Genomic DNA, 12746 nt, shown 5'->3' with positions numbered 1-12746 from the left:
GCGTGTGCCGACCCCTCTCGGCGTGGGCATACTTGAAGGCGCGACATTGGTTCGCTCTCCGCCAAGGGCGCCACGGTGGAGCCGCCACCTCGCACACGCGCTCATGGCGGACGACCCGGGCAAGGGTGAGATGACACCATGACGCGACCGGACACCCCGCGGGACGAGCGGTCCGTCCGGTCGGAGGATCTCCCCGGCAAGGGGGCCACCGCCAAGGCCACGGTCGACGGGCACGGCATCGTCACCCAGTGGAACGAGGCGGCCCGCGGGCTGCTCGGTTACCTCCCGGCCGAGATCGTGGGCCGGCCCGCGGCCGATCTGCTGCATGACGCCTCGCCCGCCCGCGCCGAGGTGCTGGCCGCGCTGCGCTCCCCCTCCCCGCCCACCCGGCTGAACGGGCGGGCCACCCTGCTGCGCCGCGACGGCTCCAGCGTGGAGCTGGGGATGCTGGCGCACCGCCGCACCTCGGCCACCGGGCCCCCCGAGTGGCTGGTCGTCTCCGCCGTACCGCGCCCGGTGCACACCGTCGGGGACGAGGAGCTGATGCGGCGCACCTTCCTCGAGGGGCCCTGCACGGCGGCGGTCTACGACTCCGGGCTCCGGCTGCGCTGGGCCAATCACGACCTGCGGCGGGTGATGGGCCTGGCCCAGGAGGAGATGCGCGGGCTGCGGCTTCCGGAGCTCCTGCCCGGCCCCGAAACCGAGGCGGCCGAGCGGACCATGCGGCGGGTGCTGGAGACGGGTAAGCAGCGGAACCTGGATCTGACCACGCCCGTACCCGGCCACCCCCGCCCCCTCGCCTGGTCCATCGACATCGCCCCGCTGCGCGACGACGAGGGCCGGATGGCGGGCGTGATCCTGTCCGCCCATGACATGACCGGCCCGCGGACCGCCCGGGACCGGCTGACGCTGCTCAACGAGGCCAGTGTCCGGATCGGCAGCACGCTGGACATCGACCGGACCGGGCAGGAGCTGGCCGATGTGGCCGTCCCGGCGCTCGCCGACTTCGTGACGGTCGATCTGCTGCCCACCGTGCACGACGGGGGCGAACCGCGCCCCGGCTCGCCGGGCGACCATGTGCTGCTGCGCCGGGTCGCCGTCCAGTCGGTCTTCGCGGGCTGCCCGGAGGCCGTGCTGCGGCCGGGGCAGGTGGCCGCCTACCCCGACTTCTCCCCCTCGGCCGAGTGCCTGAAGGCCGAGCGGGGGCTGCTGCACCGGGTGACCGACCCCGCCGTCGCCCGGTGGGCCGACGAGGATCCGGACCGGGCGGTCATGGTCCGCCGGTTCGGGTTCCACTCGACGATGGCCGTTCCCCTGCGGGCGCGCGGCATCACCCTCGGCGTGGCCAACTTCTCCCGGCACCGCCGCCCCGAGCCGTTCGAGCAGGACGATCTGCTGCTCGCCGAGGAGATGACGGCCAGGGCCGCCGTGTGTGTCGACAACGCCCGGCGGTACACCCATGAGCGGCACACCGCGCTGGCCCTGCAGCGCAGTCTGCTGCCGCGCACCCTGCCCCCGAGCGCCGCGGTGGAGCTCGCGTCCAGCTATCGGCCGGCCGACTCCCGGTCCGGGGTGGGCGGCGACTGGTTCGACGTCATCCGGCTGTCGGGCGCGCGGGTCGCCCTGGTCGTCGGGGATGTGGTGGGCCATGGCGTCCGGGCGTCGGCGGCCATGGGACGGCTGCGGACGGCGGTGCGCACCCTCGCCGACGTCGATCTGCCCCCCGATGAGCTCCTCACTCATCTGGACGATCTGATCAATCATCTCACCACCGAGTCGGAGAGCAGCGCCAGCGATCCGGACGCGGCGGAGGCGGCCTACGCACAGGTCGGCGCCACCTGTCTGTACGCGGTCTACGACCCGGTCTCCCGTCGCTGCTCCCTGGCCCGGGCCGGGCATCCGCCGCCCGTGCTGGTCACGCCCGACGGCACCGCCACCCTCCTCGACCTGCCCGGCGGACCGCCGCTGGGGCTGGGGAGCCTGCCGTTCGAGGCGGTCGACCTCGAACTGCCGGAGCGCAGTCTGCTGGCCCTCTACACCGACGGTCTGATCGAGACCCGCTGCCAGGACGTCGACAAGGCGATCGACACGCTGCGCCGCACGCTCACCCGGCCCGCCGACTCGCTGGAGGGCCTGTCCCGGACGGTGCTGGCCAAGCTGCTTCCGGGCCATCCCACCGACGATGTCGCCCTGCTCCTGGCCCGCACCCGGGGGCTGGGCGCGGACCAGGTGGCCACCTGGGAGCTGCCGAACGACCCGGCCGTGGTGGCCCGGGCCCGCCGGGACGCCGCCGAGCGGCTGGCCGCATGGGGCCTCGAAGAGGCCGCCTTCACCATGGAGTTGGTGGTCAGCGAACTGGTCACCAACGCCATCCGGCACGCCACACCGCCCATCAGGCTGCGCCTGATCCACGACCGGGCGCTGATCTGCGAGGTCTCCGACGGCAGCGGCACCTCACCGCATCTGCGCCGGGCCCGCGCCTTCGACGAGGGCGGCCGCGGACTGCTGCTGGTGGCCCAGCTGACCCAGAGCTGGGGCACCCGGCAGACCGCCACCGGCAAGACCATCTGGGCCGAGCTGGCCGTGCCGACGCCGTAGGGGCGGTCGGGTAGGGGCGTCGGGTAGGGGCATCCAGTGGACCTCCCGTAGCGGCCCGGGGCCTGAGGCCGCACGACGGCGGCGGCCACCGGACGGCTTCACGGCAGCAGCTCCCGCCGCACGGCTTCACTACAATCGCGGAGCAACGAAGCCCCGCTCAGCACAGGCTGAAGGCTGTCATCCATGCGTTCCCAGCACCCACGCGACGCCGGTCCCCTGGCCGCGCTGAGCCCCGCCGAATCGGCCCGTCTCATGGCGGTGATCCGCGAGACGGCGCTGAGCCGGGGACGGCTTCCGCTGCCCGCCCGCCCCGTGATCGGCGCCTCCTGGGACCGGATGCTGCGCCTGGGCCTCGACCCGGATCGCGGCCGCGCCCCGCGGCCGCTGGCTCTGGACGAGCTGGAGCTGCGCAGGCGGCAGACCCGGCTGGCCGAGGTGCTGCCCACCTTGCACAACGGGCTGCTGGAGGCGGCGGAGGCGGCAGGACACATCATGATCATCGCCGATGCGGAGGGCCGGATCCTGTGGCTCGACGGCCATCGGGGCGTCCGCCGGCAGGCCGACGGCATCGCGCTCGTGGAGGGTTCGCACTGGGCCGAGGACGTGGCCGGAACCAGCGGAATCGGCACCGCGCTGGCCGTGAAGTCCCCCGTACGGGTGCATTCGGCGGAGCATTTCGTGAGCGCCTTCCACACCTGGAGCTGTGCCGCCGCCCCCGTCCACGACCCGCGGGACGGACGGCTGCTGGGCGTCATCGACGTCAGCGGCCCCGCCGGGACCGCCCATCCGACGGTGCTCTCCCTGGTCACCGCGACCGCCCGGTGGGCCGAGGGCGAACTGCGCCTCGCCCACAGCCGGGATCTGGAGGGCCTGCGCGCCGTCGCCGCCCCGCTCCTGGCGCGGATCCACGGCAAGGCCGTCGTGGTCGATCACCACGGCTGGATCGCCGGGGTCACCGGGGTGACCCCGCGCGAGCGCCGGCTGTTGCTGCCGAAGGCGCCGTACGAGGGGCCGGTCTGGCTACCGGCGCTCGGCGCGTGCGCGGTGGAGCCGCTGCCCGGCGGCCATCTGCTGCGGGTGCTGGACGGCGAGAGCGCCGAGGGGGGCGGTCCGGCCGGCTGGGGCGATCTGCTGCTGGACGTACGCCATCCGCACCGCTGGAGCCTGACCTTCTCGGGCCCTTCGGGCGCCTGGACGCATGAACTCAGCGCCCGCCAGGCCGAGGTGCTGCTGCTGCTCGCCGCGCACCCCGAGGGGCGTACGGCGGCGCAGCTGGCCGAGGACCTGTTCGGGGACCCGACGCGGACGGTGACCGTACGGGCCGCGATGTCCCGGCTGCGCGGGCGCATCGGGGCGGTGCTGGCGCACCGCCCCTACCGGATCGCCGACAGCGTCCGCATCGACGTGGCAGGCCCGGACCACCCCGCCGAACTGCTCCCCTTCAGTTCGGCCCCCGCCATCGCCAAGTTGCGCCGCAACCCCGCGATGTAGAGATTCCATCCGCCTCCACCTACCTCAGCGGCTCCCCGCGATCTCCTCCGGGCGCAGCACCTGGGCCAGCCGGTCGGCCGGCAGCAGGCCCTTCTCCAGGACGAGTTCGGCCACGCCGCGCCCCGTGGCCAGCGCCTCCTTGGCGATGCTGGTGGCCGCGCCGTAGCCGATGTACGGGTTGAGCGCCGTGACCAGGCCGATGGAGTTCTCCACGGAGGTGCGCAGCCGCTCGGTGTTGGCGGTGATGCCCGCGACGCACCGCTCGGCCAGCACCAGGCAGGCGGCGCGCAGATGGGTGACGCTCTCGGAGAGGGAGTGCAGGATGATCGGCTCGAAGGCGTTGAGCTGCAGCTGTCCGGCCTCGGCGGCCATCGTGATGGCGACGTCGTTGCCGATCACCTCGAAGGCGACCTGGTTGACCACCTCGGGGATCACCGGGTTGACCTTGCCCGGCATGATGCTGGAACCGGCCTGCACCGGGGGCAGGTTGATCTCGTTGAGCCCGGCCCGCGGGCCCGAGGAGAGCAGCCGCAGGTCGTTGCAGCTCTTGGAGAGCTTGACGGCGATGCGCTTGAGGACGCCCGACAGATGGACGAAGGCGCCGCAGTCCTGTGTGGCCTCGACCAGGTTGGCGGCGGTGACCAGCGGCAGTCCGGTGATGGCCGCGAGGTGCCGGCGGGCGGCCTCGGCGTAGCCCTTGGGGGCGTTGAGGCCGGTGCCGATGGCGGTGGCGCCGAGGTTGATCTCGTGCACCAAGGTGGCGGCCTCCAGCAGCCGGCTCTGGTCCTCCTCCAGCATCACGGCGTACGCCGAGAACTCCTGGCCCAGCGTCATGGGCACCGCGTCCTGCAGCTGGGTGCGGCCCATCTTGAGGACGTCGCGGAACTCCTCGGCCTTGGCGGCGAACGCCTGGCGCAGCGTCTCCATGGCCGCGTGGAGCTCACGGACGGCGATGATCGTGGAGACGTTGACGGCGGTCGGGTAGACGTCGTTGGTGGACTGGCTGAGGTTGACGTCCTCGTTGGGGTGGAGGTGGGCGTAGTCGCCCTTCTCCTGGCCGAGGAGTTCCAGCGCCCGGTTGGCGATCACCTCGTTGGCGTTCATATTGGTCGAGGTCCCGGCGCCGCCCTGGATCACATCGACGGTGAACTGGTCGTGCAGGGCGCCCCCGCGTATCTCCTGGCAGGCGGCGGCGATGGCGTCGGCCTTGGCGGAGGTGAGCAGCCCGAGGTCCTCATTGGCGCGGGCGGCGGCCTCCTTGACCGCGGCCAGGGCGCTGATCAGGTGCGGATAGGCGGAGATGGAGGTGCCGGTGATGGGGAAGTTCTCGCCGGCGCGCAGGGTGTGGATGCCCCAGTAGGCGTCGGCGGGGACGTCGCGGTCGCCGAGCAGATCATGTTCGCGGCGATAGCCGGTGGCAGTCATGGCGTGCGGTCTTCCTTGGTTCCTCGGGGAGGGTGGGCGGGTCAGGCGGCGGGCGGGGCGAGGGCGTCGGTGGGGTGTACACCGCCGACGCCGACTCCGCCGCCGTACACCGGCGTGGTGGCGAATTCGGTGAGGACACCGGCGTCGATCCCGCAGTGGGCGAGGGCCGCGGCGGTCACCGGCATCCGGGCGCGGTCCGCGCCGTCGGCGATCTTCACGGCGACGGCCCGGCCGTCGGGCAGCGCCGCGATCTGTACGCCCTCGAAGCCGTCCTTGGCGATCAGGCCCGGTACGGCGCGCATCAGCCGGGCCACGTCGCGGTCGGGGCCGGACGCCATGTCCGGGTGGGCGCGCAGCGCTGCCGCGACCCGGCCCTCGGGGGTGTCCATGGTGCCCGAGGCGATCCGGGCGGCGGCCGTCGCGAGCCCGCGCAGGGAGACGGAGAACAGCGGGGCGCCGCAGCCGTCGACCGAGACCTGGGCGACCCGCTGTCCGGTGAGGTCCTCCACGGTCTCGGCGATCATCCGCTGCAGCGGATGGGCCGGGTCGAGGTAGTCCGCCAGCGGCCAGCCGCGCAGCTGGGCGGTGAGCAGCATCGCGGCGTGCTTGCCGGAGCAGTTCTGGGCCAGCCGGGTGGGCTCGCCGCCGTCCCGCAGCCAGGCGTCGCGCTCGGCGGCGCCGTACGGCAGGTCGGGGACGTTGCGCAGATCGGCCTCGGTGAGCCCGGCCTGGTCGAGGATGCGGCGCGCGCCGTCCAGATGGCGCCGCAGGCCGGAGTGGCTGGCGGCGGTGAGGGACAGCAGCTCCCCGTCCAGCGGCAGCCCGGCCCGCAGCAGGGCGACGGCCTGGACGGGCTTGAGCGCGGAGCGCGGGTAGAAGGCCACGTCGATGTCGCCGGCCTGGAACGCGACCCGGCCGTCGGCGGCCAGGACGACGACCGAGCCGTGGTGGACGCCCTCGATGACCCCGCCGCGTACGACATGGGCGAGCGGCACATGGCGGGGTTCGCGGAGGGCGGGGGGCTCGGCCGGGGTCCGGCGGGTCGCGTCGAGGGTCCGTCCGAGGGGGGTGTTCATGGTGGTGCTCTCGTACTCGGGGGTGTTCACGGGGTGGGATTCCTCCAGGAGGTGGTGGAGGGGCAGGGCGGCCGAGGGGTGGCCTCGGCCGCACGGGAGAAACGATTCCTCAGTGGGGGTCAACGGCGCGGGTTCACCGGCGCGGCCTCACCGGGGGTCCTTCATCCGGCCGCGGGACGCGAACCAGCCGATGACCAGCGCCGCCAGGATCGCCGGAAGCGCCATCACGGTGAGCCGGCTGGGTCCGCCGTCCGCCCACATCAGGACGAGGACGGAGGCCAGGAAGCCCAGAGTGACGATCTCGGTGTACGGAGAGCCGGGAAGCCGGTAGCCGGGGCGGGTGAGCTGACCGGCCTGGGCGCGCCGCCAGAACAGCAGATGACAGAGCATGATCACGGCCCAGGTCGAGAGGATGCCGATCGCGGCGAAGTTGAGCACGATCTCGAACGCCTTGTCCGGCACCACATAGTTCAGGCCCACGCCCAGCACACAGAAGAAGGCCGTCAGGAGGATGCCTCCGTAGGGCACCTGGGTACGGCTCATGGCGCCGGTGAACTTGGGCGCGGAGCCGGACATCGCCATCGAGCGCAGGATCCGGCCGGTGGAGTAGAGACCGGAGTTGAGGCTGGACATCGCGGCGGTGAGCACGACGAGGTTCATCACGCCGCCGGCCGCCGGGACACCGATCTTGGACAGCACGGTGACGAACGGGCTCTCGTCGCCCGAGTAGGAACCGGAGGGCAGCAGCATCGAGAGCAGCACCACGGAGCCGACGTAGAACAGGCCCACGCGCCACATGATGGAGTTGATCGCCTTGGGCATGATCTTCTCGGGGTTCTCGGTCTCACCGGCGGCCACGCCGACCAGCTCCACGGAGGCGTAGGCGAAGACGACGCCCTGGATGACCAGCAGCATCGGCAGTACGCCGTGCGGGAAGACGCCGCCGTGGTCGGTGATCAGGCTGGGCCCGGTGCTGGTGCCGGCCACCTGCTCGCGGGTGACCAGCAGGAAGATGCCGATCGCCATGAAGACGACGAGCGCGCCGACCTTGATGATCGCGAACCAGAACTCCAGCTCACCGAAGATCTTCACCGAGATCAGGTTGACCGTGAGCACCACGGCGAGCGCGATCAGGGCGATCACCCACTGGGGGATCTCGGTGAACATCCCCCAGTAGTGGGTGTAGGTCGCGACGGCCGTGATGTCGGCGACCCCGGTGGTGGCCCAGTTCAGGAAGTACATCCAGCCCGCGACGAAGGCCCCCTTCTCCCCCAGGAACTCACGGGCGTAGGAGACGAACGCGCCGGAGGACGGCCGGTGCAGCACCAGCTCGCCCAGGGCGCGCACGACCAGGAAGGCGAAGATGCCGCAGACCGCGTAGGCCACGGCCAGCGACGGCCCGGCGTCCTTGAGCCGCCCGCCGGCGCCGAGGAAGAGGCCGGTGCCGATCGCGCCGCCGATGGCGATCATGTTGACATGCCGGGCCTTGAGGGACTTGCTGTAACCGGCGTCGCCCGCGTCCACATGCGCGGGGTGCCCGGCCTGCTGCTGTTGGCGGTCTTCTTGCCGGAGGGACTGCTCGCTCACGCCTGCTGTCCGCCTTCCGTCGGTACTGTCGTCCGGTCGTCCGCCGTGGCGGGCCGCACGATGGAGGTCAGGGTGGTCTCCACGCGTTCGAGGTGGTGGGTCATCGCTTCCACCGCGTCGTGCTCGGACCCGTCGGCGAGCGCCTCGACGATCGCCCGGTGTTCTCGGTTCGACTGCTCACGGCGGCCGCCGAGCTCATTGAGAAATGCCGACTGCCGGGCCAGGGCATCGCGGATCTCCTCGATGACCCGACGGAAGACCGGATTCCGGGCCGCCTGGGCGACGGCGAGATGGAACAGCGTGTCCATCGCCACCCATGCGGTGGTGTCGGTCTCCCGCTCCATCCGCTCCAGCAGATGGGACAGGTGGTCGAGGTCCTCGGCGGAGCGGCGCAGCGCCGCGTAGCCCGCCACCGGGATCTCGACGTGCCGGCGCACCTCCAGGAGGTCACTTGCGGCGTAGTCGCCGAAGGTGGGATCCTCCACCGGCCCGCTGGAGATGACGAAGGTGCCCTTGCCGGTGCGTGAGGCGGTCAGCCCCATGGTCTGCAGGGCCCGCAGGGCCTCGCGGAGCACCGGTCGGCTGACCTCCAGGCGACGGCAGAGCTCCGCCTCGGAGGGGAGTTTGTCCCCCACCGCGTAGTCGCCGCGCTCGATCGCCTCGCGGAGGTGGGTGAGGACCGCTTCCATCGCGCTGATGCGGCGGGGGAAGTCGAACCCTGAACCACCTGTCTGGCTGTCTGACAAGTTCACGCGGTGATCCTCAGGCGTACACCGGAGGGTTGTCAAGGGTCGACTTTCCCCTCCCCGTCGACCGTTCTGTGTTGATATGGGGTATTCATCCCGAACGCCGAAGACCGTTGAGTCCGCGGCCGACGACCAAGGCGCGGCGTCCGGGACCGTTCCACCGAGCCGGATTCAGGAGCCGAGAGCACCATGCGCCACCGCCTCACCAGCGCCACCGCGGCCCTGCTCCTGCTGTGCGGCCCGGCCGCCGCGGGCTGCGGCGGCGGGGCGGACCCGGACCGGGTCGGCGTGGTGCTGCCACTGCTGGCCTCGCCCTTCTGGGAGGCGTACAACGACGAGATCCCGAAGCAGGCCGCCAAGGCGGGCGTACGGATCCTGCCGACGGTCAACTCCGATGACCAACCGGGCAAGCAGATCACCGATATCGACAATCTGCTGGCTCAGGAGGTCAAGGGCCTCGTCGTCACCCCGGTCGACTCCGCCGCCATCGGTCCCGGCCTCAACGCGGCCCGGCGCGCCCATGTACCGGTCGTCGCCGTCGATGTGGCCCCCGACCGGGGCAAGGTCGCCATCGTGGTACGGGCCGACAACCGGGCGTACGGCGTCAAGGCGTGCCGGAGCCTCGGCGACGCGGTACGGCGGGGCACGGTGGTGCAGATCCAGGGCGATCTGGCCTCGACCAACGGCCGGGACCGCACGGCCGGCTTCGACCGCTGCATGGCGCGGCACTACCCGGACATCAAGGTCCTGGACGTCCCCGCGGCCTGGCAGGCGGAACGGGCGGCGGCCGGTCTGGAGGCGCTCTACAGCGCCCACCCCGGCATCAAGGGCATCTACCTCCAGGCCGGCGGCGTCTATCTGGCCCCCACCCTGCGCACCCTCCAGAGCCACCACGCCCTGGTCCCGGTGGGCCGCCGCGGCCACATCACCATCGTCTCCAACGACGGGATCCCGCAGGAGCTGACCGCGATCCGCGAGGGTCTCATCGACGCCACCGTCTCCCAGCCGGCGAACCTCTACGCCGCCTACGCCATGCGCTATATCAAGCGGGCCATGGCCGGGAAGCCCTTCAGGGTGGGGCCGACCCGCCACGACAGCACCATCGTCCGGCTGCCCGGCGGCAATCTGGAGGATCAGCTGCCCGCCCCGCTGGTGACCCGGGCCAATGTCGACAGCCGCTCCCTGTGGGGCAACCAGGTATGACCGAAGAGCCGCCCCCGTCGGCCGAGGCGGGTGGGATCAGCGCACACGTCGTCGCCCGGCTCACCACCGGGGAGGCCCAGAAGTCATAGTATTAAGGGAAATGTATCCGCAGATGGGACGGGTGCGATGGCCATCCCCCAGGGAATCGCGCCGACCGAGACGCATGTCCCGTTCGACATGGCGGATGCGGCCTCGGCGCTGATCGACGCCACGGGGATCATCATCGGCTGGACCCCGGCGGCGGAGAGACTTCTCGGCTATCCGGCGGCCGACGCGATGAAGCAGCCGGCCAGGATGCTGCTGGTGGCACCCGAGGACGCGGCGCAGGCCGAGGCGATCGGCTCGTGGTGCCAGGCGCACGACGGCTGGGGCGGCCTGGGGCGGCTCCAGCACCGGGACGGCCGCCGGATCGAGGTGGGGCTGCGGGTCTGCGCGATGCGCAATCCGGGCGGCGACGTCTCCTGGCTGGTCTCCGGGATCGATGTGGGCTCCGTCCCGGCCTGGGCGCTCAGCGGCTCGCTGCTCCAGGCGTTCCTCACCCGGTCGCCGATCGGGATGGCCGTGCTCAGCCCGGATCTGCGCTATGTGTGGATGAACGACACGCTGGAGCGCTACGGCGGGCTTCCGCGCGAGCAGCGGATGGGGCGCCGGATGTCGGAGTGCCTGCCCGGGCTGGACACCGAGGCGCTCGAAGGGCAGATGCGGCAGGTGCTGAAGACCGGCAGGCCGGTGATCGACTACGAGTACCGGGGCTGGACGATGGCCCATCCGCACCACGAGCACGCGTACTCGACCTCCTTCTTCCGCCTGGACAACGCCGAGGGCCGTCCGGTGGGCGTGTGCTACATGGGCATCGACGTCACCGACCGCTGGCACGCCCGGGAGCGGCTGGCGCTGCTGAATGAGGCCAGCGCGAACATCGGCAGCACCCTGGACGTCATGCGCACCGCCCAGGAGCTGGCCGACTTCGCGGTGCCGCGGCTCGCCGACTTCGTCACCGTCGACCTGCTGGACTCCGTACTGCGCGGCGAGGAGCCCATGGAGAGCGCCGGCGACACCCTGCCCGCCTTCCGCCGCACCGGTCAGGCATCGATCCGGGAGGGCTGTCCGGAGTCCATCGCGAGGCCCGGGGACGCGGTCGCCATCTCGCCCACGTCCCCCTTCGCCTGCTGCTTCTTCTCCGGGGAGGCCCTGCTCGACCCCGTGATGGACAGCTCCATCAGCGCCTGGTCCGGGGACGATCCGGCGCGGACGGCGAAGGTGCGCGAGTTCGGGATGCGGTCGCTGATGGTGGCGCCGATCGGGGCCCGCGGCGCCCTCCTGGGCGTGGCCTCGTTCGTCCGCTCCCGCCACCCCGACCCGTTCGAGGAGGACGATCTGCTGCTCGCCGAGGAACTGGTCGCCCGGGCCGCGCTGAACATCGACAACGCCCGCCGCTACAGCCGTGAGCACGCCGCCGCGCTGGCCCTGCAGCGCAGTCTGCTGCCGCACGCCCTGAGCGGCGGCCAGGCCGTCGAGGTGGCCTCGCGCTATCTCCCCACGGACGCGCGCAACGGAGTCGGCGGCGACTGGTTCGATCTGATCCCGCTGTCCGGTGCCCGGGTGGCGCTGGTGGTCGGCGACGTGGTCGGGCACGGCATCAACGCCGCGGCCACCATGGGGCGTTTGCGCACCGCCGTGCACACGCTCGCCGATATGGACCTGCCGCCCGAGGAGTTGCTGGCCCACCTCGACGACCTGGTCATCCGGCTCACCGAGGAGGAGTCCGGGCAGGAGGGCGTGGCGGCCGCGGTGCTCGGCGCCACCTGTCTGTACGCGATCTACGATCCGGTCACCCAGCGGTGCACGATGGCGCGGGCGGGCCATCCGACCCCCGCGATCGTGGACCCCTCGGGCGAGGTCTCCTTCCCCGCGCTGCCCGCCGGTCCCCCGCTGGGCCTCGGGTCGCTGCCGTTCGAGTCGGCGGAGCTCGCGCTGCCCGCCGGAAGCCTGATCGCCCTCTACACCGACGGACTGATCGAGACCTGCGACCAGGACATCGACATCGGTCTCGGCCGGCTGAGCAACGCCCTCGGCCAGGCCGGGCTGCCGCTGGAGGAGCTCTGCTCCCTGGTGGTCGACACCCTGCTCACCTCCCCGCAGACCGACGATGTGGCCCTGCTGCTGGCCCGTACCCGCGCGCTGGGCGCCGGGCATGTCGTCTCCTGGGACCTGCCCTGCGATCCGGCCGTCGTGGCCAGCGCCCGCTCCCTGGCGATGCGCCAGCTCGCCGAGTGGGGTCTGGAGGAGGTGATGGCGACCACGGAACTGATCGTCAGCGAGCTGGTCACCAACGCCATCCGCCATGGCGTCGGCCCCATCCGGCTGCGGCTGATCCGGCACGACGTGCTGATCTGCGAGGTCGCCGACACCAGCAGCACCTCACCGCGGCTGCGCCACGCCCGCACCACCGACGAGGGCGGCCGCGGGCTGTTCCTCGTCGCCCAGCTGACCCGTCGCTGGGGGACCCGCTACACCGAGGGCGGCAAGCTCATCTGGGCCGAACAAGACCTCCCGGAACCGGCATGAGGCACGCTCCGGCGCACCCCCGCCCTATTCATGATCGGCTGACTCCCGCACA

The 12746-nt window shown here is 72.1% G+C and carries 8 protein-coding genes; 4 read left to right on the top strand and 4 right to left on the bottom strand.

Annotated elements, in window-relative coordinates; translation table 11 throughout:
- The first annotated feature begins 138 nt into the window (after positions 1 to 138).
- Together J8403_RS38510 and J8403_RS38505 are read left to right on the top strand one after the other, a co-directional pair.
- Positions 139 to 2598, top strand: coding sequence for a SpoIIE family protein phosphatase (locus J8403_RS38510; protein WP_211127221.1), 2460 nt, complete (start codon positions 139 to 141; stop codon positions 2596 to 2598).
- Positions 2599 to 2781: 183 nt separating this feature from the next.
- Complete coding sequence (locus J8403_RS38505; protein WP_211127220.1) at positions 2782 to 4089, top strand: GAF domain-containing protein; 1308 nt, start codon at positions 2782 to 2784, stop codon at positions 4087 to 4089.
- 24 nt (positions 4090 to 4113) lie between these two features.
- Here J8403_RS38505 and aspA read toward each other — a convergent pair whose 3' ends face one another.
- The 4 genes from aspA to J8403_RS38485 all read right to left on the bottom strand — a co-directional run bounded on the left by aspA (position 4114) and on the right by J8403_RS38485 (position 8929).
- Positions 4114 to 5514, bottom strand: a complete 1401-nt coding sequence (gene aspA / locus J8403_RS38500) for an aspartate ammonia-lyase (protein ID WP_211127219.1) — start codon at positions 5512 to 5514, stop codon at positions 4114 to 4116.
- Between the two features lie 41 nt (positions 5515 to 5555).
- On the bottom strand, positions 5556 to 6590 hold the full coding sequence (locus J8403_RS38495) for an asparaginase (protein ID WP_211128644.1): 1035 nt from the start codon (positions 6588 to 6590) through the stop codon (positions 5556 to 5558).
- 147 nt (positions 6591 to 6737) lie between these two features.
- Positions 6738 to 8177 (bottom strand): amino acid permease, encoded by a 1440-nt coding sequence (locus J8403_RS38490; RefSeq protein ID WP_211127218.1) that lies wholly within the window; start codon positions 8175 to 8177, stop codon positions 6738 to 6740.
- Positions 8174 to 8929 (bottom strand): FadR/GntR family transcriptional regulator, encoded by a 756-nt coding sequence (locus J8403_RS38485; RefSeq protein ID WP_208519231.1) that lies wholly within the window; start codon positions 8927 to 8929, stop codon positions 8174 to 8176. The genes J8403_RS38490 and J8403_RS38485 overlap by 4 nt, the downstream gene beginning before the upstream one ends.
- Before the next feature lie 183 nt (positions 8930 to 9112).
- Between J8403_RS38485 and J8403_RS38480 the strand changes: the two genes are divergently transcribed.
- Positions 9113 to 10126, top strand: coding sequence for a sugar ABC transporter substrate-binding protein (locus tag J8403_RS38480; RefSeq protein WP_211127217.1), 1014 nt, complete (start codon positions 9113 to 9115; stop codon positions 10124 to 10126).
- Positions 10127 to 10252: 126 nt separating this feature from the next.
- Positions 10253 to 12694: a SpoIIE family protein phosphatase gene (locus tag J8403_RS38475; protein WP_211127216.1), complete on the top strand. Its 2442-nt coding sequence runs from the start codon at positions 10253 to 10255 to the stop codon at positions 12692 to 12694.
- Positions 12695 to 12746 lie beyond the last annotated feature (52 nt).

The sequence above is a fragment of the Streptomyces yatensis genome (genome assembly GCF_018069625.1).
In the GTDB taxonomy this organism is placed as follows: Bacteria; Actinomycetota; Actinomycetes; order Streptomycetales; family Streptomycetaceae; genus Streptomyces; species Streptomyces yatensis.
The sequence above is the reverse complement of the archived record's forward strand: the minus strand, read 5'-3'. Positions and strand labels throughout refer to the sequence as shown.

Excerpts from the sequence above, each read along its gene's own strand:
- J8403_RS38475 (WP_211127216.1), top strand. The coding sequence starts at position 10,253 with ATGGCCATCCCCCAGGGAATCGCGCCGACCGAGACGCATGTCCCGTTC.
- J8403_RS38510 (WP_211127221.1), top strand. The coding sequence starts at position 139 with ATGACGCGACCGGACACCCCGCGGGACGAGCGGTCCGTCCGGTCGGAG.
- J8403_RS38495 (WP_211128644.1), bottom strand. The coding sequence starts at position 6,590 with ATGAACACCCCCCTCGGACGGACCCTCGACGCGACCCGCCGGACCCCG.
- J8403_RS38505 (WP_211127220.1), top strand. The coding sequence starts at position 2,782 with ATGCGTTCCCAGCACCCACGCGACGCCGGTCCCCTGGCCGCGCTGAGC.
- aspA (WP_211127219.1), bottom strand. The coding sequence starts at position 5,514 with ATGACTGCCACCGGCTATCGCCGCGAACATGATCTGCTCGGCGACCGC.
- J8403_RS38480 (WP_211127217.1), top strand. The coding sequence starts at position 9,113 with ATGCGCCACCGCCTCACCAGCGCCACCGCGGCCCTGCTCCTGCTGTGC.